We start from the raw sequence: 24,121 nt of genomic DNA, 5'->3' as shown, positions 1-24,121 counted from the left end.
CTCCTACTGCCGGCGTCTCTTGCCGTCCAGCTCGTCCCACCACTCGTCGGACTTCGGGTCGCCGGACGGGTCGTCCCACCAGCGATCGTCCGGACCCCGCCGGTTCGCGATCATCGCGGCGACCGGCGGAATGACCATGGCCACCACGCACATGCCCACGGCCGCCGGGATCGACCACAGCCGCACCACTCCCCACGCCAGGACGAAGAGACCGATGCAGGTCCCCATCATGGCGAAGTAGACGTGCCGTCGACGGGCGAGCATGGTTCAAGGGTAGGTCGCGGGGTCCGGTCCCGCCGCTGTCACAACTGATCGACAAACTTCCGCATGCCGCGCCCCGCACGGTTACCGTGGCGTATCCAGACCACCGCCGACCCGGGGGAACCACACCATGCGCGCCCTGCGAATAATCCTGATCCTCGTCGTGATCCTGGGCGGGCTCTTCGTGATCGTGGACCGGGTCGCCGTGCACTTCGCCGAGGGCGAGGCCGCGGACAAGCTGAGGACGACGGAGAACCTGGCCTCGACGCCCGACGTGAACATCAAGGGCTTCCCGTTCCTGACCCAGGTCGCGGGCGGCTCCCTGGACGACGTCGAGGTCGGCATCAAGGACTACCGGGCGGCCACCGGCACCGGCGGCGGGACGATCCGCATCGACGACCTGACGGCCGACATGAAGGGCGTCGAGTTCTCCGGCGACTACAGCTCGGCCACCGCGGCCACCGCCACCGGCACCGCGACCATCTCCTACGCCGAGTTGCTGAAGACGGCGAAGTCCGAGCCGACCGCGGTCGCCCCGGGCGTCGAGGCCCGCGTCGTCGGCCTGTCCGACGGCGGCAACGGCAAGATCAAGGTCGCGGTGGAGGTGGAGGTGCAGGCGCTGAACATCAAGAAGACGGTGCCGGTCCTGAGCACGGTCGCGGTTCAGAACGACAAGGTGCGGGTGCACGCCGACAACCTCCCCCGGATCGCCGGCGCGGCCCTCGCCGAGAACCGGGTCCGCGAGATCACGGACTTCCAGCAGGCCATCGACCAGCTGCCGGGCGGCATCGAGCTGGACAAGGTGCAGGCCGCGGAGAACGGCGTGGAGATCAGCGTGAAGGGTTCGGACGTCAAGCTGGCGGGGTAGTACGACAGCCGGCGGTGATGGCGGGTGTCCGACAGTCGAGACACCCGTGTCCGTACCGCAGATGCGAGGACGTGGACGAGCGCCCGGGGACCGTACGACGACGGCCCGGGCGCTCTTTCGTTCCCATCATGCGGACGATCGCGTCTCAGAATGCGACACCACGGTGACACGTCCGCCCAGACATCCCTACGATCGAACCCATGAGGCGACAGGCGGATCTCACGAAGCGGCGGGCAGTGGACCTGTGCCGCGTTGCCGCCATGCTCTGTCGCCCTTTCTGAAGCGGTAGCGGCCGCCCCCGGCCCTCCGCGTTCCCCACCGCCCTGTTTCGAAGGGCACCCGTGCGCCGCTCGCAGCCGAGCGCCCGCACCCACGCACTCGCACGCCCCGCCGTAACTGCCCCGGAGGAGAAAGAGCATGAGCCGCAGCGACGTCCTCGTAGACGCGGACTGGGTCCAGGAGCACCTGGACGACCCGAACGTCGCCATCGTCGAGGTGGACGAGGACACGTCCGCCTACGAGAAGAACCACATCAAGAACGCGATCCGCATCGACTGGACCAAGGACCTGCAGGACCCGGTCCGTCGTGACTTCGTCGACCAGGAGGGCTTCGAGAAGCTCCTGTCGAAGAAGGGCATCGCCAACGACACGCTCGTGATCCTCTACGGCGGCAACAACAACTGGTTCGCGTCCTACGCCTACTGGTACTTCAAGCTGTACGGCCACGAGAGCGTCAAGCTCCTCGACGGCGGCCGCAAGAAGTGGGAGCTGGACGCCCGCGAGCTGGTGGCCGGCGACGACGTGCCCGAGCGTGCCGCCACCGAGTACAAGGCCAAGCCACAGGACGCCTCGATCCGCGCCTTCCGCGACGACGTCGTGGCCTCGATCGGCGCGCAGAACCTGGTCGACGTCCGCTCCCCCGACGAGTTCTCCGGCAAGCTGCTCGCCCCGGCCCACCTGCCGCAGGAGCAGTCCCAGCGCCCGGGCCACGTCCCGACCGCCGCGAACATCCCGTGGTCGAAGAACGCCAACGACGACGGCACCTTCAAGTCGGACGACGAGCTGCGTGACCTCTACGCCGCGGAGGACGTGGACCTCGCCAAGGACACCATCGCCTACTGCCGCATCGGTGAGCGCTCGGCCCTGACCTGGTTCGTGCTGCACGAGCTGCTCGGTGTGCAGAACGTCAAGAACTACGACGGCTCCTGGACCGAGTACGGCTCCCTGGTCGGCGTGCCGATCGAGCTCGGCTCCGGCAAGTAACCGCAACCAACCCTTCCCGACCGACCTTCTGGTCAGACCCCTCTGGAGAGACACATGTGTGGAGCGAAGGCCGGCGGCCCGGACGCCTCGACGATCAAGCCCGGTGAGACCACGATCCAGGGTCAGGTGACCCGCGACGGCGAGCCGGTGACGGGTTACGTCCGGCTGCTGGACTCGACCGGCGAGTTCACCGCGGAGGTGCCCACCTCCGCCACGGGCCAGTTCCGCTTCTACGCGGCGGAGGGCACCTGGACCGTCCGCGCGCTGGTGCCCGGTGGCACGGCGGACCGCACGGTCGTCGCCCAGCAGGGCGGGCTGGCCGAGGTCGCCATCGCGGTCTGAGCGGGCTGAGCGGGCTCGGTGACGGCGAAGGGCCGCATCCCTGGGTTGGACGCCAGGGGGATGCGGCCCTTCGGCATGTCCGCGTGGCCGGGGCGACGCGGGAGGGGGCGGCCGGCTAGCCGAGCGCCCGCCCCAGTACCCACACCACCGGCGCCGCCGCCGACAGGGGCAGCGCCACGCCCGCCGTGAAGTGCACGAAGCGGGACGGGTAGTCGTAGCCGGCGACACGGTGGCCGATCAGCGCGCAGACACCGGCCGCCGCGCCCAGGGCGGAGCCCTTCGCGCCGAACCCGGTCATGCCGCCCACCGCGATGCCCGCCCCGGCCGCCGCCAGCACGGCGACCACGACCGAGGCCGGGGTCGGCAGCGGCAGGGCGCGGGCCACGACGGCCACCGCGACCGCCGCCGCGCCCACCGACACCGCGTGCGGGTCGGCGCCCAGGTAGCCGGTGGCCAGCACCGACAGGGCCGTCGAGGCGACCGTCGCCATCAGGCCGTGCATCCGCTCGTCGGGCGAGGCGTGCGAGCGGAGCTGGAGGACGAGGGACAGCAGGACCCAGACGCCGAGCGGGCCGAGGATCGCGGCGGGCGCGTGGTCGCGGCCCGCGGCCAGCACCGCCACGTCCGCGGTGAGCGCTCCCGCGAAGGCCAGCGCGATGCCCTGCCGGGCGGGCCACATGCCGTTCAGCCGGAACCAGCCCGCGGCCGTCACGGCCTGGAGCAGCACCAGCGGTACGACGAGGGCGTACGAGGCGACGGGCGCCGTCACGGCCAGCAGCAGGCCCAGCAGGGCGGTGAGCAGCGCCGGCTGCATGCCGGGCTCGATGATCGGGGATCGGCCTTCGAGGCGGGCCCGCTGGGCGTCGGTGACGCGGCTGTTGCCGGCGAGGGTGGCGGGGCCGTACCCGAGGTCCGCTCCGGTGCCCGCGGCGGCCTCCGCCGCCGGTGCCGTGTGCGACCGCGCGTGCGTCTCCGGCTGGGCCTGCGGCGCGTACGGCTCGGCGGCCTGCGGGTGGTGCTGGGCCGCGTGCCGCGGCTGCTGGTCCGCCTGCTGCTCCGGCGGCAGCGGGTACGCCCCGTCGGCCGGCTGGACCGGTGCGTGGGTCTGCGTCTCCCACGTCTGCCCCTGCCACTGCTGGGTGAGCTGGGGGTCGTAGCCGGGCTGCGCGTGCTCGTCGTAACCGGACCACGCCTGCTGCCCCTGGTGCGCCTGCTGCTGCTCCTGCGGCTGCTGCTGATGCTGCTGGTACGGCTGCTGCTGGTACGGGTCGTACCCCTCGTACGGCCCGCCCTGATACGGCTGGTCGCTCATCGCCTCATCCTCCTGCGAACGGCGGGAGCACCTCGACCGTGCCGCCCTCGGCCAGCCGTACCGTCTCATGCGCGCGGGTCCCGACGGGGTCACCGTCGACGAGGAAGGAACAACGCAGCAGTACGCGGGTGAGTTCACCGGGGTGTCGCGCACGCACCGCGGCGAGCGCCTCGGCGAGCGTGGCCGCGTCGTACGGCTCCTCGCCGACCCCGGCCGCGGCCTTGGCGGCGGCCCAGTAGCGGACCGTGACCTTGGGCATCTGGTTCCTCTATCGACGGCGGAAAACAGGGAAAGTGTGGTGTCAGGCTAGCCCGCCCGGCGGAGGGCCCATTCCCCGATCCGGCCCAGCAGGGCGTCACCGGCCGCGTTCTCCGCGTGGCCCATGCCCGGCTCCACCCAGAGCTCGCCGTGCTCACCGGCCGCCTCGGCCAGCATCCGGGGGTGGTCGAGGGGGAAGTAGCCGTCGCGGTCGCCGTGCACGATCAGCAGCGGGGTCGGTGCGATCCCGGGCACCGCCTGCACCGGGGACAGCGGCACCGGGTCCCACTGCCGGTGATGGATACGGGTGCGCAGCCCGTAGCGGCCGACCAGGCGGCCCGCGGGGCGGGTGACCAGCCAGTGCAGGCGGCGCATGGGGGCCGTGCCCCGGTAGTACCAGCGGGCGGGCGCGCTGACCGCGACCACCGCGTCGACCGTGCCGGACCGCAGGGCCGCGTGCCGGAGGACCACCGAGCCGCCCATGGAGAAGCCGACGGTCACCACGCGCGTATGCCCGAAGCCGCGCGCCCACTCCACCGCGGCGGCCAGGTCCAGCACCTCCTTGTCGCCGACCGTGGACCGGCCGCCCGAGGCGCCGTGGCCGCGGAAGGAGAAGGTGACGACGGCGCCGTACCGGGCGAGCACGGCCGCCGCCCTGCGCACGTGCGGGCGGCCCACGTCCCCGGTGAAGCCGTGGGCGATCACGAACACCGGGGTGCCGGAGGGCGGCGTGGCGGTGTACGGAGACGCTTCGTATACGACCGGGCCCGGATCGTATACGGAGTCGACCGCGATTCCGTCGGATGTGCGCAGGAACGTCCGGATAGGGGTCCGTCCGGCCGTCTCGCGATTCGGACGAACGGTGGAACGCGCCGCATGACCTGACGGACGGTTGCTCATGTGGGCTATTCTGCTTGGCAGAGGACTCGGGCAGCGCAGCCCCCGGGTCCTTTTGTGCTTTCGGGAGCGTTGTATACGAAGCGGGAGACCGCGGGTGTACGGGGCCTTCGGGATCGCAGAGCAGTTCCGTACCGCACATGTCCTCGCAGGGACCGAGGAGGAACCAGACGTATGAGTTCTCTGCTGCTCCTGACCAACGCCCTCCAGCCGTCGACGGAGGTGCTCCCCGCGCTGGGCCTGCTGCTGCACAACGTGCGGGTGGCTCCGGCCGAGGGCCCCGCCCTCGTCGACACCCCGGGCGCCGACGTCATCCTCATCGACGGGCGCCGCGACCTGCCGCAGGTGCGCAGCCTGTGCCAGCTCCTGCGCTCCACCGGTCCCGGCTGCCCCCTGCTCCTGGTCGTCACCGAGGGCGGCCTCGCGGCCGTCACCGCCGACTGGGGCATCGACGACGTACTGCTGGACACCGCCGGCCCGGCCGAGGTCGAGGCCCGTCTCCGGCTCGCCATGGGCCGGCAGCAGATCGTCAACGACGACTCCCCGATGGAGATCCGCAACGGCGACCTCTCCGTGGACGAGGCGACCTACTCCGCCAAGCTCAAGGGCCGGGTCCTGGACCTGACCTTCAAGGAGTTCGAGCTGCTCAAGTACCTCGCGCAGCACCCCGGCCGGGTCTTCACCCGCGCCCAGCTGCTGCAGGAGGTGTGGGGCTACGACTACTTCGGCGGCACCCGCACCGTCGACGTGCACGTACGGCGGCTGCGCGCCAAGCTCGGCCCGGAGCACGAGTCGCTGATCGGGACCGTCCGCAACGTCGGCTACCGCTTCGTCACCCCCGAGAAGGGCGACCGCTCGGCCGACGAGAGCAAGGCCAAGACCGACCGGGCGAAGGCGGACGATACGGACACCTCGGCCGCGCTCGACGCCCCCGAGATCCACGCGGAGGCGTAGCGCGGGCACGGCCGGGGCCCGGGCAGGGCGCCACCGGCGCATGGCCGGGATGTGATACGCCCTGCCCAGAGCGGGTCAATCCGCGTAGACTCCGCGCGTGGCGAAGGTGACTCGCGATGACGTGGCACGGCTGGCTGGGACCTCCACCGCCGTCGTCAGTTACGTCATCAACAACGGACCCCGGCCGGTCGCCCCGGCCACGCGCGAGCGTGTCCTCGCGGCGATCAAGGAGCTGGGGTACCGGCCCGACCGGGTCGCCCAGGCCATGGCCTCGCGCCGGACGGACCTGATAGGCCTGATCATCCCGGACGCCCGCCAGCCCTTCTTCGGGGAGATGGCGCACGCGGTCGAGCAGGCCGCCTCAGAGCGCGGGAAGATGGTCCTCGTCGGCAACACCGACTACATCGCCGAGCGCGAGGTCCACTATCTGCGGGCGTTCCTCGGCATGCGGGTCTCCGGCCTCATCCTGGTCTCGCACGCCCTGAACGACCTGGCCGCCGCCGAGATCGACGCCTGGGACGCCCGGGTGGTGCTGCTGCACGAGCGCCCGGAGGCGATCGACGACGTCGCCGTCGTCACCGACGACCGGGGCGGCGCCCAGCTCGCCGTGCGGCACCTGCTGGAGCACGGCTACGAGTACGTGGCCTGTATGGGCGGTACGGCACAGACACCGGCCGTCGGCGACCCGGTCTCCGACCACGTCGAGGGCTGGAAGCGGGCGATGGCCGAGGCGGGCATCCCCACCGAGGGCCGCCTATACGAGGCCCCGTACAACCGCTACGACGCCTACCGGGTGGCCCTCGACGTGCTCTCCGGCCCGGACCGCCCGCCCGCCTTCTTCTGCTCCACCGACGACCAGGCGATCGGCCTGCTGCGGGCCGCGCGCGAACTGCGCATCGACGTGCCCGGCGAGCTGGCGGTGGCCGGGTTCGACGACATCAAGGAGGCGGCGCTCGCCGACCCGCCGCTGACCACGGTCGCCTCGGACCGCCCGGCGATGGCCCGGTCGGCGGTGGACCTGGTCCTGGACGACGGACTGCGGGTGGCCGGATCCCGGCGCGAGCGGCTGAAGACGTTCCCGTCGCGACTCGTGGTGCGCGCGTCCTGCGGCTGCTCGAACTGAGGGCTCCGGCGCGTTCATGAGGGGCGGGTGAGAGCCCGCTCCAAGCGACGAGAAGCGTCTTCATATCGGGCGAACGCGGTTCTGCCGGGCTTCTCAGGGAGCACTCAGGCGGCTCTCATGGTCGCGGGACATGCTCATTGTCATGACCGAGAGCATCCGCCGCAGCGGCGAGTACGAGTACGAGGGACCCCAGGGCGGGTACGCCCAGCAGCACGTCCACTCCGCTCCCGTGAACCCCGAGTGGCCGCCCCCGCCGCCGTACGAGCCCGCGGCGGCCACGGTCACGGCGCCGGGCACCGAGCCGGCCGCCGGACCGGCCGGACAGCGCACCCGGGGGCCGATAGCGCTGCTCGCCGCCGTGGCGATCGTCGCGGCCGCGGTCGGCGGCGGCACCGCCTACGCCTTCCAGGAGCTGACCGGCAAGGACACGGTCGCCTCGCCCGGCACCACGACCACCGTGGTCCCCTCGAGCAAGAGGGGCGACGTCGCAGCGATCGCCTCGGCCGTGAGCCCGAGCGTCGTCGAGATCCAGGCGACCCTCAGCAACGGCTCGTCCACCGGCTCCGGTGTGATCATCACGTCCGGCGGCGAGATCGTCACCAACAACCACGTGGTCTCCGGCGCCTCCTCCATCAAGGTGCGCACCAGCGACGGCAAGAGCTACACCGCGGACGTCGTCGGCACCGACAGCTCCAAGGACCTCGCGCTGATCAAGCTGCAGGGGGCCTCCGGGCTGACGGCCGCCGCGCTGGGCGACTCCTCCGACGTCCAGGTCGGCGACTCGGTCGTCGCGATCGGCTCCCCCGAGGGTCTGACCGGCACCGTCACCAGCGGCATCGTCTCCTCCCTCGACCGGGACGTGACCGTCTCCACCGACGAGAGCCAGGGCCAGAGCCGGGGCCAGGGCGAAGACGGCCAGTGGCCGTTCCAGTTCGGCGGCCGCCAGTTCAACGGCGACACCGGCTCGTCCACGACGACCTACAAGGCGATCCAGACCGACGCCTCGCTGAACCCCGGCAACTCCGGCGGCGCGCTGATCGACGCGAGCGGTCATGTCATCGGCATCAACTCCGCCATGTACTCCTCGAGTTCGCAGGCCTCCTCGTCCTCGGACGCGGGCAGCGTCGGGCTCGGCTTCGCGATCCCCGTCGACACCGTCAAGTCCGACCTCGCCAAGCTGCGGGCCGGCTCGACCAGCTGAACGACCCACCCGGCATAGTAGGGAGCACGTCATGATCACTCAGGTCTCGCACAGTGACGTCACGGGCACCGGCCCGGCCGCCCTCACCCTCCCCCTGGCGGCGGCGTACGAGCTGCACGCGGCCGCCGCCGGCCCCCGCGTCCCGGAGGTCGCGGTGCCGGCCCCGGAGCTGATGGGCCTGCGCACCTCCGCCGACCGTCCGCACCGCCGCAAGGTGCCGCTGCGCCGTCTGAGCGCGGTGCACCAGCTGAGCGCGGCGCGCGGCCTGAGCACGCTGGGCTCCTGAGCCCGGCGTGCGTGCCCCACGGCCCCCGGGCGTGCGAGGCTGAGAGGCACCCCGTCCACCACCCACCGCACCCCGAGGAACCGCGAGCGATGAGCCCCGCCGAAGGCGACCGTGACCCCCAGCGCATCCTGATCGTCGACGACGAGCCCGCCGTGCGCGAGGCACTGCAGCGCAGCCTCGCCTTCGAGGGATACGACACCGAGGTCGCGGTCGACGGCGCGGACGCCCTGGAGAAGGCGGCCGCGTACCGGCCGGACCTGGTGGTGCTGGACATCCAGATGCCCCGCATGGACGGCCTGACCGCGGCCCGCCGGATCCGGGGCGCCCGGGACACCACCCCGATCCTCATGCTCACGGCCCGCGACACGGTGGGCGACCGGGTGACGGGGCTGGACGCCGGGGCCGACGACTACCTGGTCAAGCCCTTCGAGCTGGACGAGCTGTTCGCCCGTATCCGCGCGCTGCTGCGGCGCAGCTCGTACGCGGCCGACGTGTCGGCCGAGGCCCAGGCGGACGAGGCGCTGACCTTCGGCGATCTGCGCATGGACCTCGCCACCCGGGAGGTCACCCGGGGCGGCCGGCAGGTGGAACTGACCCGCACGGAGTTCACGCTCCTGGAGATGTTCATGGCCCACCCGCGCCAGGTCCTCACCCGCGAGCAGATCCTGAAGGCCGTCTGGGGCTTCGACTTCGAGCCCTCCTCCAACTCGCTGGACGTCTACGTCATGTACCTGCGCCGCAAGACCGAGGCGGGCGGCGAGCCGCGGCTCGTGCACACCGTCCGGGGCGTGGGGTACGTACTGCGGCAGGGCGGGGCCGAGTGAGCCGGCTGGCGCGCCGCTACCGGGCGCTGCCGATCCGGGCCCGGCTGGCGATGCTGGTCGCGGCGGCGGTGGCGTTCGCGGTGGCGGCGGTCTCGGTGACGAGCTGGTTCATCGTGGAGCGCAAGCTGTACGACCAGGTCGACGCCGATCTGCAGAAGGTCTCGGAGCCGCAGCGGCTGGTGAACATCGTCTCCACGCTGGAGTCGTGCCCGCAGACGCCCGGCGACGCCGGACTCGGTGACTTCCACGCGCACGGCAACTACTACTACATCCAGCTCGTGAAGCAGAACGGCACCGCCTGTGTGTCCTCCAACTCCGCGGGCCGGGTGAAGACCACCTCCGCCGACACCGACGTCATCGCCCGGGCGGACGACCACGACGGCCTGCAGCACGACGGCATCCTGCGCGACGGCACCGACTCCGAGGGCAACGCGGTGCGGGTGCTGACCCAGCCGCTGACGTTCAGCCCGGGGCCCGGGACGCAGCCCCAGATGTACCCGAACACGGCCCTGATGGTCGCCATACCGCTGAAGAACACCCAGGACACGCTGAAGGACCTCGCCCTGATCCTGCTCCTCGTCTCCGGTATCGGGGTGGTCGGGGCCGGCGCGGCGGGACTCGCGGTGGCCCGGGCGGGGCTGCGCCCGGTCGACAAGCTCACGGAGGCCGTCGAGCACGTGGCCCGGACCGAGGACCTGGGCATCCGCATCCCCGTCGACGACGACAGCGAGGACGAGGTGGCCCGGCTCTCGCGCTCCTTCAACTCGATGACCACCGCGCTGGCCGGCTCCCGCGACCTCCAGCAGCAGCTCATCGCGGACGCCGGCCACGAGCTGCGCACCCCGCTCACCTCGCTGCGCACGAACATCGAGCTGCTCACCCGCAGCGAGGAGACGGGCCGCCCGCTGCCCCCGGAGGACCGCAAGGCGCTGCTCGCCTCGGTGAAGGCGCAGATGACGGAACTGGCCGCGCTGATCGGCGACCTGCAGGAGCTGTCCCGCTCGGAGGGCCAGCGGGGCGAGCGCGTCCAGGTGGTGTCGTTCCAGGACAGCGTCGAGGCGGCCCTGCGCCGGGCCCGCCTGCGCGGCCCCGAACTGACCATCACGGCGGACCTGGAGCCCTGGTACGTCCGCGCGGAGCCCTCCGCGCTGGAGCGGGCGGTGGTCAACGTCCTCGACAACGCGGTGAAGTTCAGCCCGGAGGGCGCCACCGTCGAGGTGCGGCTGGCCAAGGGTGTCCTGACGGTCCGTGACCACGGCCCCGGCATCCCCGCCGACGAACTCCCGCACGTCTTCGACCGCTTCTGGCGCTCCCCCAGCGCCCGCGCCCTGCCCGGCTCCGGCCTCGGCCTGTCCATCGTGGCCCGCACGGTTCAGCGGGCGGGCGGCGAGGTCTCCCTGGCCCGGGCGGAGGGCGGCGGCACGACCGCCACGATCCGCCTCCCGGGCGCGGCCACGGCTCCGCCGGAGACCGTGTAGACAGCCGGGCGGGCCGGGCACGGCACCGTCGGATCCGAGACGGGGCATGGGGGACAGGGGACGGGGCAACCTTTCCCCGTCCCGTGGCGACTTGAGGACACTCACACCTCCTCCGGGACCGGAGCCGCCCATGAGCCCCCGCACCCCCCGTCACCGCCGGCGCCGCGGGGCCGTCGCGAGCGGCTTCTCGTGGAAGGACGACCGGTTCGCCGAACTACCGCGACAGCGGGCCGGGCGCGGGCACGGCGAGCGCGGACCGTCCCCGGCTGACCGACGTCCAGGCCGCGAACCAGGAGGTCGCCGACTGGCTGGGCGACCGGACGCCCGCCTCTTCCTGACGCCGAGAGCCGCTCCGTAGGGTGAGGGCCTTGCGGAGAAGCCGGTGGGGTAGCGGCCCGGAGGCGGCCCGTTACCACCTGAGGATCAGCGTGTCGTCGGCCGTGCCCGGCGCCGTGTCCGGTCCGGCCGCGGCCTCCGGCAGGGGCCCGGCGAGCCGGGCGTAGACGCCGCCGCGCGCCAGCAGTTCCGCGTGCGTCCCCGCCTCGACCAGCCGGCCGTGGTCGAGGACCAGGACGCGGTCCGCGTCGGGGGCGAGGCTCAGGTCGTGGGTGATCATGACGGTGGTGCGCCCCGCCATCAGCCGGCGCAGCGGCCGCACCACCTGGCGGGCGGCCACCGCGTCCAGGCCCGCCGTGGGCTCGTCCAGGACGAGCACCGGGGCGGCGCGGAGCATCGCGCGGGCGATGGCGATGCGCTGGAGCTGGCCGCCGGACAGGGCGGAGGCACCGGGGGCGAGGCGGGTGTCGTAGCCGTCGGGCAGCGCGGTGACGAAGTCGTGCGCCGCCGCGTCCCGGGCCGCCCGTTCGATCTCGGTGTCACTCGCGCCGGGCCGGCCGCAGCCGATGTTCTCGCGGACGGTGCCGCTCAGGATCAGTGTCTGCTGCGGGAGCAGGGCGATCTGCTCGCGCAGGAAGTGCAGGGGTATGTCGGTGAGCGGGACGCCGTCCAGGCGGACGACGCCGGCCGAGGGGTCGTGGAAGCGGGTGAGGAGCCCGGCGAGGGTGGACTTCCCGGCGCCGCTCGGGCCGGTGACGAGGACCAGCTCGCCCGGTCCCGCGGTGCAGCTGATGTCCCGCAGGGCGGGGCGGGAGGAGTCCGGGTGGCGGAAGGAGACGCCGTGGAAGCCGATCCGGCCGCGCACCGGCCAGGCGGCCACCGGGTGGTCGGGGTCGGCGACGGCGGGCTCGGCGTCCAGGATCTCCCCGATGCGCCGCGCGCCGGCGGTGGCCGCGGTCACCGTCAGACCGAGCCCGCCCAGGCTGCGGACCGGCGGATACAGCTGGCCGAGGAAGGCGGCGAAGGCGAGAAGCTGACCGAGGCTCATCCGCCCAGCCGAGATCTCCCACACCCCGAGCCCGATCACCGCCAGCACGCACAGCGTCTCGACGACCTCGACGAGTTGCTCGTACAGCTCGCTCAGCCGGGCCCCGCGCACACTGGCCCGCAGCCAGGCGCGGGCCTCGCGGTCGAGCCGCCGTGCCTCGTCGCGCTGCCTGTTGTAGGCCTGGGTGAGCATGATGTTGCCCAGGGACTCCGCGACCACGGAGGTGATGGCACCGTCGGCGGCCCGCTCGTCCCGGGACGCCTGCTGGATCCGGCCGGAGAAGCGGCGGGCGGCGAGCAGGAACAGGGGTGCGAGGACGAAGGTGGCCAGCGCCAGGTCCCAGCGCAGCCACAGAGCGGCACAGGCGTAGAAGACGGCGGAGAAGCCGGCCGAGACGGCGCCCACGATCCCGGAGACCACCAGCTGCTCGATGGACTCGACGTCCCCGGTGAGCCGTTCGACGAGGTCACCCTGCCGGTGCCGCTGGAAGAAGTGCGGGGGCAGGTCCTGCACGTGCCGGAAGACGGCCGCGCGCAGCCGCAGTACGAATCTCTCGGCGGTCCAGGTGGCCAGCGAGTTGCCGAGGTAGCCGGCGAGAGCGGCGAGCACGGCCACGCCCAGCCAGGCGCCGGCCGGCCCCCAGAAGGCGGCGAGCGAGCCGGCCTTCAGGGCGTGGTCCGTCAGGCGCGCGAACAGCAGGATCGCCGCTGTCTCGGCGAGCGCGGCGACGACCACGCAGGCCACGATCAGTGCGAGCCACCCGCGGTCGCCGCGGGTCAGCGGCCAGAAACGGCGGAAGGCCCCGCTGGCTTCCCTCAACAACGTCGACTCCCTCTTCCGGACCCGGGTCCGGGCACGGCCGAGGCGGGGCCACCGTCCGACCACACGGATTTCGGTGGCCCCGCCTCAACGGGTTCCTGTGTACCGAACCCAGCTTTTTCACCGGCTGAACTCAGCTTGCTTTTACCGCCGGATCACACCGGCACTCACAAAGCCCTTACTTGTGGCCGACCGGGCGCTTCGGAGCGGGCTTCTTCGGGCCCTTCTTCTGGTGCACCGGCTGCGGGGCGGGCTTGCGGGTCTTCTCCACCGGGGCGATCTTGTGGAAGCTCATGTGCTTCACCTTTCCTGTCGGTTCGGTGTCTTCAGCGCCGTTCGCTTTCGACATGGAAAACACTACGGCGGCCGAAAGCGCGGAAATACCAATTCCGCTGAGACTTCAATGAAATGGCCCTGAGAGTAATTCTCAGGGCCATTTCGGAACCGGCAGAGCATTCACACAGAAATTACGGGTCCACTCAGCGGCCCACTTGGAGCCGAGGGGGGACCCCCCAGGGCGCGCCCGGCCCGTCGTAGGGGTCGGGACCCCACCCGCAACCTCTACCCGAGGTGTGCGAGCCGGCTCATGGCGGCTACTGCGTGATCGTGACGCGGTCCGCCTTCGGCGGGGCGATCGGGTTCGTGGCCGAGGAGTTGGCCGTCAGGTACTTCGCCAGCGCGGCCAGGTCGTCGCTGCCGACCAGGTCGTTCGTGCCCTGTCCCAGGGTGGGGAAGCCGTCGCCGCCGCCCGCCAGGAAGCTGTTGGTGGCGACGCGGTAGGTGGCCGCCGGGTCGATGGCGGCGCCGTTCAGCCGGATGGAGTCGGTGACCACGCGGTCCGCCCCGGACTTGGTCATGTCGAGCGTGTAGGTGAGTCCGGCCGAGGGCTGGAGGATCTTCGGGGCCGCCGCGTTGGGCCCGCTCACCTGCTCCTTGAGCACCTGGATCAGCTGGGCACCGGTGAAGTCCTGGAGGTTCACGGTGTTGGCGAAGGGCTGGACCGTGAAGCCCTCGGCGTAGGTGACGACGCCGTCGCCCTCGGCGCCCTTGGCCGCGTAGGTCAGGCCCGTGCGCACGCCGCCCGGGTTCATCAGGGCGAGGCTGGTCTTCGGGTCCAGCTCCTTGCCGTGCGCGAGTTGCGCGTCGGCGATGAGGTCACCCATGGGGGACTCGGTGCCGGTGTTGTTGATGTCACCGGCGATGTAGCCGATGGGCCGGTTGCCGATCGGGGCGGCCAGGGTGTTCCACTTCGAGATCAGCTCGGTCATGTCCGCCGCCTTGGGGACGTCCCGGGAGACCACGTGGTTCGCGGACTTCACGGCCGTGCGCACGATGTCGCCGGTGCGGTGGTCGTAGGTGAGCGTGGTGTCCGTGTACAGGCGGCCGAAGGAGGACGCCGAGGTGACCATGCGCGGCCGGCCCGACGGGTCGGGGATCGTGCAGACGTAGGCGTTGTGGGTGTGGCCGGTGACGAGCGCGTCGACGGCCGGCGTGACGTTCTTCGCGATGTCCACGATCGGGCCGGAGATGCCGGAGCCCGCGCCCGCCGAGTCGCAGTCGTAGTTGTAGGAGCCGGAGGCCGGGAAGCCGCCCTCGTGGATCAGGGCCACGATCGACTGGACGCCCTGGCGCTGGAGCACCTTGGCGTACTTGTTGATCGTCTCGGCCTCGTCCTTGAACTTCAGGCCCTTGACGCCGTCGGCGGAGACGATGCCAGGGGTCCCCTCCAGCGTGACGCCGATGAAGCCGATCTTGACGTCCTTCTTCTGCCAGACCCAGTAGGGCTTCAGGATCGGCCGGTCCGTCTTGTCGTCCAGGACGTTGGCGGTGAGGTACGGGAAGTCGGCGCCCTCGAACTTCTTGTCGCTGTAGCAGCCGTCCGTGGGGTGGCAGCCGCCGTTCTGCAGACGGGCCAGTTCCTTCGCGCCCTCGTCGAACTCGTGGTTGCCGACCGAGGTGACGTCCAGCTTCAGCTTGTTGAGCGCCTCGATGGTGGGCTCGTCGTGGAAGAGCCCGGACAGCAGCGGGGAGGCGCCGACCATGTCGCCGCCGGCCGCGGTGATGGAGTACGGGTGGCCCTGGCGGGCCTGGCGCAGATGGGTGGCGAGGTACTCGGCGCCACCCGCGTCGATCGTCTTCGTCGTGCCGTCCGGCTGGAGTTCGGTGACCCGGCCGGAGGAGCCGGACGGGGGCTCCAGGTTGCCGTGCAGGTCGTTGAAGGACAGGAGCTGGACGTCCTGGTAGCGGCTGGAATGACCGTGCCCGTGGCCACCCTTGCCGGTGTGCGCCTGCGCGGGCAGGGCGGCGGCCAGGCCGGCGGCCGTGGCGAGAGCGGCGGTGGTGGCGAGAAGGCCGTAGGTCCTGCGTCTGGTGAGCCGGGGTGCGGCTGACATGAAACCCCCCTGTGGGTCGGCTGGGGCGCGTGGCCCCCGTTCGCCGCGCAGCCTAAGGTCAACGCGCGTAGCGCGACAGGGGGTTCGGGGTTACGTCCTGGTTTCCCTTGGCCGTCCTTCTTCCCTCGCGGTACCGGGACTTCCGCCCTCCGCGGTACCGGGACTTCTCCCCTCCGCGGTACCGGGACTTCGCCCCGGCGGCCCCGTACCCTCGTACGCATGAGCAGCGACGACACCGTACGGCCGGTCCCCTCCCGTTCCCTCGAGACCCGCTCCGCGCTCGACCCGGACCAGGCCGAGGCCGTGCTCGGACTGCTCGCCGAGGCCGCCCGCGTCGACGGGCAGCAGCCGGTGTCCGAGCAGGGCCGGCTGCAGCTTCGCGGGGGCCCTCGCGAGGGCGTCTCGCACCTGCTGCTGACCGCCGGGGGCGAACTGGTCGGTTACGGCCAGCTGGAGGACACCGACCCGGTGGAGGCACCGGCCGCCGAACTGGTCGTCCACCCGGCGCACCGCGGGCACGGGCACGGCCGGGCGCTGGGCTCGGCGATGCTCGCCGCCTCGGGCAAGCGGCTGCGGGTGTGGGCGCACGGCGGGCACTCCGCCGCCCGTCATCTCGCCCAGGTGCTCGGCCTGACCCTGTTCCGTGAACTGCGCCAGATGCGGCGGCCGTTGACCGACCCGGAGCTGCCCGAGCCGGTACTGCCGGAGGGCGTGAGCGTGCGGGCCTTCGTGCCGGGCAAGGACGACGCGGCCTGGCTCGCGGTCAACGCGGCCGCGTTCGCGCACCACCCCGAGCAGGGCTCGCTGACCCAGCGCGACCTGGACGACCGCAAGGCCCTGCCGTGGTTCGACCCGGCCGGGTTCTTCCTGGCGGAGCGGCGCGGGGAGCTGGTGGGCTTCCACTGGACCAAGGTGCACGCCGAGGAGGGGCTCGGCGAGGTGTACGTGCTCGGGGTCCGGCCGGGCGAGCAGGGCGGCGGGCTCGGCAAGGCCCTGACCCTGACCGGCCTGCGGCATCTGGCGGCGCAGGGGCTGCCGACGGCCATGCTGTACGTCGACGCCGACAACAAGGCGGCGGTCGCGGTGTACGAGCGGCTGGGCTTCACGACGTACGAGACCGACCTGATGTACCGCGCCGAAACCTGACATACCGGGGCGCGCGCAGGCGCCCGGCGCAGACCCCAGGGGTGGCCGGCTTGACGGCCACCCCTCTCTTGCACCACCCTTTCACTACTCAATTAGTGAAAGGGTGGTTCATCGCGTGGTCGAATACCGCATCGACCGGCACAGCGGGGTCGCCACCTACGTCCAGATCGTCCAGCAGACCAAACAGGCCCTCCGGCTGGGCCTGCTGCGCCCGGGCGACCGGCTGCCGACGGCCCGCGAGGTCGTCGAGGCCACCGCCATCAATCCCAACACCGTCCTCAAGGCCTACCGCGAGCTGGAACGGGAGGGCCTGGTCGAGGCGCGGCGCGGACTCGGCACCTTCGTCCGGCGCTCACTGGGCGCCGCCCCGGCCGACTCCCCCCTGCGGGCGGAGCTGGAGCAGTGGACGGCGAGGGCCGCCGCGGCGGGCCTTGACCGGGACGACGTGGCGGCCCTTTTCACCGCCGTACTCGACAAGCACTTCCAGGGAGAACGTTCATGAGCGACACGGCTCTGGAGGCCACCGGCCTCGGCAAGCGCTTCGGGCGCAGGGGAGGCTGGGCGCTGCGCGACTGCGGCTTCCGGCTGCCCGCCGGGCGGGTGTGCGCCGTCGTCGGGCCCAACGGCGCCGGCAAGTCGACGCTGCTCGCCCTCGCCGCGGGACTGCTCCCGCCCACCGAGGGCCGGCTGACGGTGCTCGGCACCACGCCCGCCGCGGCCCGCGCCCGGGTGGGCTACGTCGCCCAGGACAAGCCGCTGTACCCGCAGCTCACGGTCGCCGAGACGCTGCGCATGGGCGCCGACCTCAACCCCGAGCGCTGGGACGCGGAGACCGCCGGACGGATCGTGGCCGCCGGTCCGCTCGATCCCAAGGCCCGCATACGGTCGCTGTCCGGCGGCCAGCGCACCCGGGTCGCACTCGCCCTGGCCCTCGGCAAGCGGCCCGAACTGCTGCTCCTGGACGAGCCGATGGCCGACCTGGACCCGCTCGCCCGGCACGAGCTGATGGGCACCCTGATGGCCGAGGCCGCCCAGTACGGCACCACCATCGTGATGTCCTCGCACGTGGTCGCCGAGCTGGAGGACTCCTGCGACCACCTGCTGCTGGTCGGCGACGGCCGGGTCCGGCTGGCCGGCGAGATCGACGACCTGCTCGCCGCCCACCTGCGGGTCAGCGGGCCCGCCGAGAAGGCGGGCCTGGACGCGCACACCGTGGTCGAGGACCGGGTCACCGGCCGCCAGCGGACCGCGCTGATCCGCCCCACCGGCCCGCTCGGCGACGACTGGCGCGCCGCGGAGCCCACCCTGGAGGAACTGGTCCTCGCCCATCTGCGCAACCCGCAGGCCCCCGCCCTCACCACCGCACCGGCCGCGACCGAGGAGAGTGCCGCATGAGCGCCGCGACCGCCCCGGCCGCCGTCCGGGCCCCCGCCGCGCGGCCCCGGACAGCCCGCTGGCTGCTACGCCTGCACCGTCCGGCGCTCGTCGTCTGGACCGCTCTGGTGATCCTCGGCGCCGCCCTGCTGCTGTGGCTCGCCGGACCGCTCACCGACGCGGCCGCGGAGGGCTGGCGGCAGTACAACGCCTGCAAGTGGTCCGAGAAGTGCCCCTACGCCCAGGACGCGATCCTGCGCTACAAGGACGTCTACAACTACCTCACGCTGTCCCTCGCCGCCCTGCCGTTCCTCGTGGCCGCCTGGGCCGGCGCCGCCCTCACCGGCCGCGAGCTGGAGTCCGGCACCGCCCGCCTCGCCTGGACCCAGGGCATCACGCCCGTCCGCTGGCTGGTGACCAGGCTGGCCCTGCCCGCCGCCGCGGTCGCCGCGGGCACGAGTCTGCTGGTGTTCCTGCACCACCGGGCCTGGTCGGCCGCCGACGGCCGCGTGGACACCGCCAAGAACTGGTACGACTTCTGGACCTTCCACACCAACGGCCCCACCACCGTCGCCCTCGCCCTGGCCGCCCTGGCCGCCGGCGCCCTCACCGGCCTGGCCCTGGGCCGTGCCCTGCCCGCGCTCGCCGTCTCCGTCGTCCTCACCGCCGGCGTCTGGGGCCTGGCGCAGTGGCTCATGCCGCACCTGTGGCCGGCCGTCACCCGCGTGACCAGCCTCGAACACGGCTACGCCGCCCCCTACTCCGGCGTGGATGTGGCCAAGGGTCTGGCCATCCGCGGCGGCGGGCACATCCCCGAGCCCGAGTGCTACGCGGCCACCACGGAAGGCTGCGCGCGGATCTTCCGTGAGCGGGGCGCCGTCGGCTGGTTCCACGCCTACCACCCCGCCTCCCACTACTGGCCGCTCCAGCTCACCACCAGCGCCTTCCTGCTGGCCCTGGCCGCGCTGTTCACCCTGGCCGCGTTCCGCGTGCTCAGGCGCCTGTCCGGGTCGCTCCGGGCCGGAAAGGGGGCCACCGCGTGAGCGCCGCCCTCCAGGGCCTGCCCCGCACCGTGCTGCGGCTGCACCGCACCGCCCTGCTCGTGTGGGCCGCCGCCGTCGCCGCTCTGACCGGCTGGCTGGTGTGGCTGAACGAGGTCACCGCCGGCTCCGTCCTCGCGTCCCTGGCCCGCTGCCGGCACGCCGACATGTGCCGGGACGTCTTCGCCGGCCTCGGCTACAGCGAACCGACCGCCTGGATCGGCACCCTCGTCTGCTACAGCTTCCTCGCCGTCGCCGCGTTCGCGGGCGGTGCGCTGATCGGCCGGGAACTGGAGTCCGGCACCGCCCGCCTCGCCTGGACGCAGGGCGTCACGCCCATCCGCTGGCTGACCGCCAAGCTCGCCCTGCCGGCCCTGGCCGTCACGGCCGGCGGCACCGTCCTGGTGCTGATGTACCGCTGGGGCTGGGGAGCCCACCGCTCACTCATGGGCGACCGCTGGTCCACCGGCGACGTCTTCGTCGCCCGCGGCCCGCTCACCGTGGCGTACGGCCTGTGCGCGCTGGCCGTCGGCACCCTCGCGGCGCTGCTGCTGCGCCGGACCCTGGCCGCGCTCGGCTCCGCCGTCGCCGCGATGTGGCTGGTCAACCTGCTGCTCACCCAGTACCGCGCGGATCTGTGGCCGGCGCTCACCCGCACCTCCCCGAAACCGTTCACGCTGCCGGCCGGCGCCTGGCAGGTGCGCGAGGGACGGAACGCCGGCGGCGATTTCGCCGTCTACCACCCCGCGTCCCACTTCTGGCCCCTGCACCTGGTGGAGACGGGCGTCGTGCTGGCCCTGACCACGCTGGTGACGACGGCCGCCTTCCTGGTGCTGCGCCGCCGGGCCGCCTAGGCCGTTACCCGGGTGTGCGTCCCTTCCACGGGGGGAGGGACGCACCCGGGGGCCGCCCCCCGATATCCGGGACGTCATGTCTCCGTAACCATCGATTCAGACTGGCTTGCGACGCTCGGCCAATGAAGCCCGTCGTGCCAGAGCCTTCGCCGCCCCCCGGGGGGCCCGCGGGGAACGGGGCCGTGACGCTCCCGCCCGCACGTTCCGACGCGCCTGTCTCGCGGGTGGCGCGGAAGAATGGTGTCATGAGTCAGCAAGACACCCAGGCAGAGGCCCAGCACACGCAGCCCTCCGTGGGCTCCATCGCCGCGCACCGGTCCCATGCGGTCGCCGCGACCGTTTCCGACCTGGAACCCGACCTCGACGCCGACCTCGACGCCTACGAAGAGGCGCAGAGCGACGGGGCGCCGCTGCCCCAGGGTCGTTTCCTCGACCGGGAGCGAAGCTGGCTCGCCTTCAACGAGCGCGTCCTGGAACTCGCCGAGGACCCGAACACGCCCCTGCTGGAGCGGGCCAACTTCCTGGCGATCTTCGCCAGCAACCTGGACGAGTTCTTCATGGTCCGGGTGGCCGGCCTGAAGCGCCGCATCGCCACCGGTGTCGCCACCCGCTCCGCGTCCGGTCTCCAGCCGCGCGAGGTGCTGGAGATGATCTGGGCCCGCTCGCGCGAGCTCATGGCCCGGCACGCCGCCTGCTACCACGAGGACGTGGCCCCCGCGCTCGCCGACGAGGGCATCCACCTGGTCCGCTGGAACGAGCTGACCGAGAAGGAGCAGGCACGCCTCTTCACGCTCTTCCGGCACCAGATCTTCCCCGTGCTGACCCCGCTGGCCGTCGACCCCGCGCACCCGTTCCCGTACATCTCCGGCCTGTCCCTGAACCTGGCCGTCGTCGTGCGCAACCCGGTCAGCGGCCACCGGCACTTCGCGCGCGTGAAGGTGCCGCCGCTGCTGTCCCGCTTCCTGGAGGCCGCCCCGGGCCGCTACGTCCCGCTCGAGGACGTCATCGCCGCGCACCTGGAGGAACTGTTCCCGGGCATGGAGGTGCTGGAGCACCACGCCTTCCGGCTCACCCGCAACGAGGACCTCGAGGTCGAGGAGGACGACACCGAGAACCTGCTCCAGGCCCTGGAGAAGGAGCTCATGCGGCGCCGCTTCGGACCGCCGGTGCGCCTTGAGGTCGAGGAGTCCGTCGACCGCGAGGTGCTGGACCTGCTGGTCCGCGAGCTGAAGATCTCCGAGGCCGAGGTGTACCCGCTGCCCGGCCCCCTGGACCTCACCGGTCTCTTCCGCATCCACAGCCTCGACCGGCCGGAGCTGAAGTACCCGAAGTTCGTCGCGGGCACCCACCGCGACCTGGCCGAGGTGGAGTCGGCGTCCGCGCCGGACATCTTCGCCGCCCTGCGCGCCCGGGACGTGCTGCTGCACCACCCGTACGACTCCTTCTCCACCTCCGTGCAGGCCTTCCTGGAGCAGGCGGCCGCCGACCCGGACGTCCTGGCGATCAAGCAGACCCTGTACCGCACCTCCGGCGACTCCCCGATAGTCGACGCCCTCATCGACGCCGCCGAGTCCGGCAAGCAGGTCCTCGTCCTGGTCGAGATCAAGGCCCGCTTCGACGAGCACGCCAACATCAAGTGGGCGCGCAAGCTGGAGGAGGCCGGCTGCCACGTGGTGTACGGCCTGGTCGGCCTGAAGACGCACTGCAAGCTGTCCCTGGTGGTCCGTCAGGAGGGCGAGACCCTCCGCCGCTACAGCCACGTCGGCACCGGCAACTACCACCCGAAGACGGCCCGGCTGTACGAGGACCTCGGCCTGCTCACCGCCGACCCGCAGGTCGGCGCGGACCTCTCCGACCTCTTCAACCGGCTGTCCGGCTACTCCCGCCGGGAGACCTACCGCCGCCTCCTCGTCGCCCCCAAGTCGCTGCGCGACGGCCTGATAGCGCGGATCGACAAGGAGGTCCAGCACCACCGGGCGGGCCGCCCCGCCTTCGTGCGCATCAAGGTCAACTCGATGGTCGACGAGGCGGTCATCGACGCGCTGTACCGCGCCTCCCAGGCCGGCGTTCCGGTGGACGTGTGGGTGCGCGGCATCTGTGCCGTCCGCCCCGGCGTCGCGGGCCTGTCGGAGAACATCCGGGTGCGCTCCATTCTCGGCCGCTTCCTCGAGCACTCCCGGCTGTTCGCCTTCGGCAACGGCGGCGAACCCGAGGTGTGGATCGGCAGCGCCGACATGATGCACCGCAACCTCGACCGCCGGATCGAGGCCCTGGTCCGGGTCACCGACCCCGGCCATCGGGCGTCCCTGAACCGGCTGCTCGACACCGGTATGTCCGACACCACCGCCTCCTGGCACCTCGGCCCCGACGGCGAGTGGACCCGGCACGCGACCGACGCGGACGGACAGCCCCTGCGCAACGTCCAGGAGATGCTCATAGACGCCCGGAGGCGCCGGCGTGGCACAGCGACACCTTGACCCGACGGACCCCACGGCCCAGGCGGTGACCGGAGACGCCCTCGCGGGCCATCTACGCGGCCGGGCCACGGAGTTCCTCCGCGCGCTGCGCGCGCACCGGGAGACCGGCGGCGTCAGCGCGGGCGGCGCGCAGGAGTCCGTCGACGCGGCGCTGCTGCTGCGCCGCTCGGTCCGCCGCATCAGCGCCAGCCTGCACACCTTCCGCCCGCTGCTCGACCCGGACTGGTCGGAGGAGATGCGCCCGGAACTGGCCTGGCTGTCGGGCACCCTGAAACTGGAGCACGCCTACGAGGCCCGCCTGGAACGGCTGCTGCAGGCCCTGAACCGGCTCTCGGGTACCGCGGCGCTGCCGGCCCAGCCCGTGGCCGCGGTGACCGTCGGCACCCTGACCGACGCGGCCGGGGCGGCCGGCGGTCGCGGCACCGGGTCGGCACCCGCCCCGGTGAACGCGGCGCTGCCCGGCACCGGTGGCCCCGCCCGTCCGGCGCACGCCCCGGAACGCGGCAACCTGACGGTCGGTGCGGCCAAGGCGGGGGCCCTGCTGGAACGCCAGCTCACCCTGGCCCGGACCCGGGCCCACTCCACGGCCCTGCAGGCCCTCGGCTCCTCCCGCTTCCACGCGGTCGCCGACAAAGTGGCCTTACTGGCGAGCGAGGTCCCGCTCACCCCCAACGCGACCGGCACCGCGCTGCACCCCCTCGCCGCCGCGGCCGAGGAACGCCTCACCCAGGCCGTCGCCGCCCTCCCGCTGCTCACCGCGGGCCACCCCTACAACGCGGCGGCCCTGGTCCACGGCCTGTCCCCGGACCCGTCGCCGCACCCCCAGGACGGCCCCTGGCACCAGGTCCGCCTGCTGCTGCGCCTGCACCGCTACGCCCGCGAGGTGTTGCACGGCGGCAACTCCCCTGTCGACGTACGGCTGCTGACGGCAGGCCAGTCCCTGAACCGCCACCGGGACGCCTCGGAGGCGGCGGCAGCGGCGGCCCAGGCGGCCCGTACCCCCCGCATCGCCCCGGCGACGGCGTACGCCCTGGGCGTGCTCCACGCCGACCAGCGGCACGAGGTGGAGGCCGCCAGGTTCGCCTTCCAGCAGGCCTGGCAGAAGCAGACGGTCGGCGCGTCCTGAACCCCCGCGAGGAGGCGGTGTGAACGACACCACGGTCGAGGCGGCGGGCTGCGTCCTGTGGCGCCGCTCGCCGGCGGCCGGCGGTCTGGAGCTCTGCCTGGTCCACCGGCCCAAGTACGACGACTGGTCCCACCCGAAGGGCAAGCTGAAGCGGGGCGAGGACGCGCTCGCGGGCGCCCTGCGCGAGGTCGCGGAGGAGACCGGGTACACGGCCGAGCCCGGATCCGAGCTGCCGACCCTGAGCTACCTGGCCAACGGCCGTCCCAAACGGGTGCGTTACTGGGCGGCCGAGGCCACCGCGGGAGCCTTCGCCCCGAACGACGAGGTGGACCGGATCCTGTGGCTCTCCCCCGCCGAGGCCCGCCACCGGCTGACCCAGCCCCGCGACCGCGACCTCGTCGACGCCCTCACCCGGCGCTTCGAACACCGCTGAGGGGCTGC

General features: G+C 72.6%; 24 protein-coding genes and 1 pseudogene. 19 read left to right on the top strand and 6 right to left on the bottom strand.

From position 1 onward, the window contains the following. Positions 1 to 3: 3 nt before the first annotated feature. A complete protein-coding gene (locus ACFVVO_RS12650; RefSeq protein WP_390054222.1) occupies positions 4 to 264 on the bottom strand; it encodes a DUF3099 domain-containing protein in 261 nt (86 codons plus the stop codon). A gap of 127 nt (positions 265 to 391) precedes the next feature. On the opposite strand from ACFVVO_RS12650, the gene ACFVVO_RS12645 reads away from it, so the two are divergent. The 4 genes from ACFVVO_RS12645 to ACFVVO_RS12630 all read left to right on the top strand — a co-directional run bounded on the left by ACFVVO_RS12645 (position 392) and on the right by ACFVVO_RS12630 (position 2,734). Then, positions 392 to 1,129 (top strand): DUF2993 domain-containing protein, encoded by a 738-nt coding sequence (locus tag ACFVVO_RS12645; RefSeq protein ID WP_390054220.1) that lies wholly within the window; start codon positions 392 to 394, stop codon positions 1,127 to 1,129. A gap of 200 nt (positions 1,130 to 1,329) precedes the next feature. Beyond that, a complete protein-coding gene (locus ACFVVO_RS12640) occupies positions 1,330 to 1,410 on the top strand; it encodes an Ms5788A family Cys-rich leader peptide (protein ID WP_351055874.1) in 81 nt (26 codons plus the stop codon). A gap of 136 nt (positions 1,411 to 1,546) precedes the next feature. Beyond that, positions 1,547 to 2,392, top strand: a complete 846-nt coding sequence (locus tag ACFVVO_RS12635) for a sulfurtransferase (protein ID WP_390054218.1) — start codon at positions 1,547 to 1,549, stop codon at positions 2,390 to 2,392. A 54-nt stretch (positions 2,393 to 2,446) separates the two neighbouring features. Next, positions 2,447 to 2,734, top strand: a complete 288-nt coding sequence (locus ACFVVO_RS12630) for a DUF1416 domain-containing protein (protein ID WP_004986406.1) — start codon at positions 2,447 to 2,449, stop codon at positions 2,732 to 2,734. 115 nt (positions 2,735 to 2,849) lie between these two features. On the opposite strand, the gene ACFVVO_RS12625 is transcribed toward ACFVVO_RS12630, so the two are convergent. From ACFVVO_RS12625 to ACFVVO_RS12615, 3 genes are read right to left on the bottom strand one after another with little or no spacing between them, the layout of a single operon-like run. After that, complete coding sequence (locus ACFVVO_RS12625; RefSeq protein ID WP_390054216.1) at positions 2,850 to 4,046, bottom strand: hypothetical protein; 1,197 nt, start codon at positions 4,044 to 4,046, stop codon at positions 2,850 to 2,852. Between the two features lie 4 nt (positions 4,047 to 4,050). Further along, entirely contained in the window at positions 4,051 to 4,305 is a 255-nt protein-coding gene (locus ACFVVO_RS12620; protein WP_390054214.1) for a MoaD/ThiS family protein, read from the bottom strand. A gap of 47 nt (positions 4,306 to 4,352) precedes the next feature. Continuing rightward, the gene (locus tag ACFVVO_RS12615) at positions 4,353 to 5,204 is read right to left on the bottom strand and encodes an alpha/beta hydrolase (RefSeq protein WP_390054213.1); all 852 of its coding nucleotides are present in this window, start codon (positions 5,202 to 5,204) and stop codon (positions 4,353 to 4,355) included. A 171-nt stretch (positions 5,205 to 5,375) separates the two neighbouring features. On the opposite strand from ACFVVO_RS12615, the gene ACFVVO_RS12610 reads away from it, so the two are divergent. The 7 genes and pseudogenes from ACFVVO_RS12610 to ACFVVO_RS12580 all read left to right on the top strand — a co-directional run. Further along, complete coding sequence (locus ACFVVO_RS12610; protein ID WP_390054211.1) at positions 5,376 to 6,155, top strand: winged-helix domain-containing protein; 780 nt, start codon at positions 5,376 to 5,378, stop codon at positions 6,153 to 6,155. Between the two features lie 97 nt (positions 6,156 to 6,252). After that, complete coding sequence (locus tag ACFVVO_RS12605) at positions 6,253 to 7,278, top strand: LacI family DNA-binding transcriptional regulator (RefSeq protein ID WP_390054210.1); 1,026 nt, start codon at positions 6,253 to 6,255, stop codon at positions 7,276 to 7,278. Between the two features lie 142 nt (positions 7,279 to 7,420). Beyond that, entirely contained in the window at positions 7,421 to 8,479 is a 1,059-nt protein-coding gene (locus ACFVVO_RS12600; protein WP_390054208.1) for a S1C family serine protease, read from the top strand. A gap of 31 nt (positions 8,480 to 8,510) precedes the next feature. Continuing rightward, entirely contained in the window at positions 8,511 to 8,765 is a 255-nt protein-coding gene (locus ACFVVO_RS12595) for a hypothetical protein (RefSeq protein ID WP_390054206.1), read from the top strand. A gap of 89 nt (positions 8,766 to 8,854) precedes the next feature. After that, positions 8,855 to 9,589 carry a response regulator transcription factor gene (locus ACFVVO_RS12590; RefSeq protein ID WP_390054204.1) on the top strand — a complete coding sequence of 245 codons (735 nt, stop codon included), beginning with the start codon at positions 8,855 to 8,857 and terminating at the stop codon, positions 9,587 to 9,589. Then, the gene (locus ACFVVO_RS12585) at positions 9,586 to 11,067 is read left to right on the top strand and encodes a sensor histidine kinase (protein ID WP_390054203.1); all 1,482 of its coding nucleotides are present in this window, start codon (positions 9,586 to 9,588) and stop codon (positions 11,065 to 11,067) included. Before ACFVVO_RS12590 ends, ACFVVO_RS12585 begins: the two co-directional genes overlap by 4 nt. A 178-nt stretch (positions 11,068 to 11,245) precedes the next feature. Then, a pseudogene (locus ACFVVO_RS12580) lies at positions 11,246 to 11,405 on the top strand (pectin esterase); the annotation flags it as partial. 71 nt (positions 11,406 to 11,476) lie between these two features. Here the strand turns inward: ACFVVO_RS12580 and ACFVVO_RS12575 are convergent. Continuing rightward, complete coding sequence (locus ACFVVO_RS12575) at positions 11,477 to 13,270, bottom strand: ABC transporter ATP-binding protein (protein ID WP_390054201.1); 1,794 nt, start codon at positions 13,268 to 13,270, stop codon at positions 11,477 to 11,479. A 593-nt stretch (positions 13,271 to 13,863) separates the two neighbouring features. Next, on the bottom strand, positions 13,864 to 15,663 hold the full coding sequence (locus tag ACFVVO_RS12570) for a bifunctional metallophosphatase/5'-nucleotidase (RefSeq protein ID WP_390054199.1): 1,800 nt from the start codon (positions 15,661 to 15,663) through the stop codon (positions 13,864 to 13,866). A gap of 219 nt (positions 15,664 to 15,882) precedes the next feature. On the opposite strand from ACFVVO_RS12570, the gene mshD reads away from it, so the two are divergent. The 8 genes from mshD (at position 15,883) to ACFVVO_RS12530 (ending at position 24,113) form a co-directional block, all read left to right on the top strand. Continuing rightward, on the top strand, positions 15,883 to 16,809 hold the full coding sequence (gene mshD / locus ACFVVO_RS12565) for a mycothiol synthase (protein ID WP_390054198.1): 927 nt from the start codon (positions 15,883 to 15,885) through the stop codon (positions 16,807 to 16,809). Between the two features lie 115 nt (positions 16,810 to 16,924). Beyond that, positions 16,925 to 17,311, top strand: coding sequence for a GntR family transcriptional regulator (locus ACFVVO_RS12560; RefSeq protein WP_390054196.1), 387 nt, complete (start codon positions 16,925 to 16,927; stop codon positions 17,309 to 17,311). After that, positions 17,308 to 18,204 (top strand): ABC transporter ATP-binding protein, encoded by an 897-nt coding sequence (locus ACFVVO_RS12555; RefSeq protein WP_390054195.1) that lies wholly within the window; start codon positions 17,308 to 17,310, stop codon positions 18,202 to 18,204. The genes ACFVVO_RS12560 and ACFVVO_RS12555 overlap by 4 nt, the downstream gene beginning before the upstream one ends. After that, complete coding sequence (locus ACFVVO_RS12550) at positions 18,201 to 19,226, top strand: ABC transporter permease (RefSeq protein ID WP_390054193.1); 1,026 nt, start codon at positions 18,201 to 18,203, stop codon at positions 19,224 to 19,226. Before ACFVVO_RS12555 ends, ACFVVO_RS12550 begins: the two co-directional genes overlap by 4 nt. Next, positions 19,223 to 20,077, top strand: a complete 855-nt coding sequence (locus ACFVVO_RS12545) for a hypothetical protein (RefSeq protein ID WP_390054191.1) — start codon at positions 19,223 to 19,225, stop codon at positions 20,075 to 20,077. Before ACFVVO_RS12550 ends, ACFVVO_RS12545 begins: the two co-directional genes overlap by 4 nt. A gap of 122 nt (positions 20,078 to 20,199) precedes the next feature. Then, complete coding sequence (locus tag ACFVVO_RS12540) at positions 20,200 to 22,554, top strand: RNA degradosome polyphosphate kinase (protein ID WP_390054189.1); 2,355 nt, start codon at positions 20,200 to 20,202, stop codon at positions 22,552 to 22,554. Further along, positions 22,535 to 23,680, top strand: coding sequence for a CHAD domain-containing protein (locus ACFVVO_RS12535; RefSeq protein ID WP_390054188.1), 1,146 nt, complete (start codon positions 22,535 to 22,537; stop codon positions 23,678 to 23,680). The genes ACFVVO_RS12540 and ACFVVO_RS12535 overlap by 20 nt, the downstream gene beginning before the upstream one ends. A gap of 19 nt (positions 23,681 to 23,699) precedes the next feature. Beyond that, entirely contained in the window at positions 23,700 to 24,113 is a 414-nt protein-coding gene (locus tag ACFVVO_RS12530) for an NUDIX hydrolase (protein ID WP_390054187.1), read from the top strand. Positions 24,114 to 24,121: the final 8 nt, after the last annotated feature.

The organism is Streptomyces sp. NPDC058145 (genome assembly GCF_042884245.1).
GTDB lineage: Bacteria > Actinomycetota > Actinomycetes > Streptomycetales > Streptomycetaceae > Streptomyces.
Note: the sequence above shows the minus strand (reverse complement) of the source record. Positions and strands in the feature narration are given on the sequence as shown.

Coding starts and splice junctions, on each gene's coding strand:
- ACFVVO_RS12625 (WP_390054216.1), bottom strand. CDS start 4,046: ATGAGCGACCAGCCGTATCAGGGCGGGCCGTACGAGGGGTACGACCCG.
- ACFVVO_RS12620 (WP_390054214.1), bottom strand. CDS start 4,305: ATGCCCAAGGTCACGGTCCGCTACTGGGCCGCCGCCAAGGCCGCGGCC.
- ACFVVO_RS12570 (WP_390054199.1), bottom strand. CDS start 15,663: ATGTCAGCCGCACCCCGGCTCACCAGACGCAGGACCTACGGCCTTCTC.
- ACFVVO_RS12555 (WP_390054195.1), top strand. CDS start 17,308: ATGAGCGACACGGCTCTGGAGGCCACCGGCCTCGGCAAGCGCTTCGGG.
- ACFVVO_RS12630 (WP_004986406.1), top strand. CDS start 2,447: ATGTGTGGAGCGAAGGCCGGCGGCCCGGACGCCTCGACGATCAAGCCC.
- ACFVVO_RS12615 (WP_390054213.1), bottom strand. CDS start 5,204: ATGAGCAACCGTCCGTCAGGTCATGCGGCGCGTTCCACCGTTCGTCCG.
- mshD (WP_390054198.1), top strand. CDS start 15,883: ATGAGCAGCGACGACACCGTACGGCCGGTCCCCTCCCGTTCCCTCGAG.
- ACFVVO_RS12590 (WP_390054204.1), top strand. CDS start 8,855: ATGAGCCCCGCCGAAGGCGACCGTGACCCCCAGCGCATCCTGATCGTC.
- ACFVVO_RS12550 (WP_390054193.1), top strand. CDS start 18,201: ATGAGCGCCGCGACCGCCCCGGCCGCCGTCCGGGCCCCCGCCGCGCGG.
- ACFVVO_RS12595 (WP_390054206.1), top strand. CDS start 8,511: ATGATCACTCAGGTCTCGCACAGTGACGTCACGGGCACCGGCCCGGCC.
- ACFVVO_RS12540 (WP_390054189.1), top strand. CDS start 20,200: ATGAAGCCCGTCGTGCCAGAGCCTTCGCCGCCCCCCGGGGGGCCCGCG.
- ACFVVO_RS12610 (WP_390054211.1), top strand. CDS start 5,376: ATGAGTTCTCTGCTGCTCCTGACCAACGCCCTCCAGCCGTCGACGGAG.
- ACFVVO_RS12640 (WP_351055874.1), top strand. CDS start 1,330: ATGAGGCGACAGGCGGATCTCACGAAGCGGCGGGCAGTGGACCTGTGC.
- ACFVVO_RS12650 (WP_390054222.1), bottom strand. CDS start 264: ATGCTCGCCCGTCGACGGCACGTCTACTTCGCCATGATGGGGACCTGC.
- ACFVVO_RS12645 (WP_390054220.1), top strand. CDS start 392: ATGCGCGCCCTGCGAATAATCCTGATCCTCGTCGTGATCCTGGGCGGG.
- ACFVVO_RS12600 (WP_390054208.1), top strand. CDS start 7,421: ATGACCGAGAGCATCCGCCGCAGCGGCGAGTACGAGTACGAGGGACCC.
- ACFVVO_RS12635 (WP_390054218.1), top strand. CDS start 1,547: ATGAGCCGCAGCGACGTCCTCGTAGACGCGGACTGGGTCCAGGAGCAC.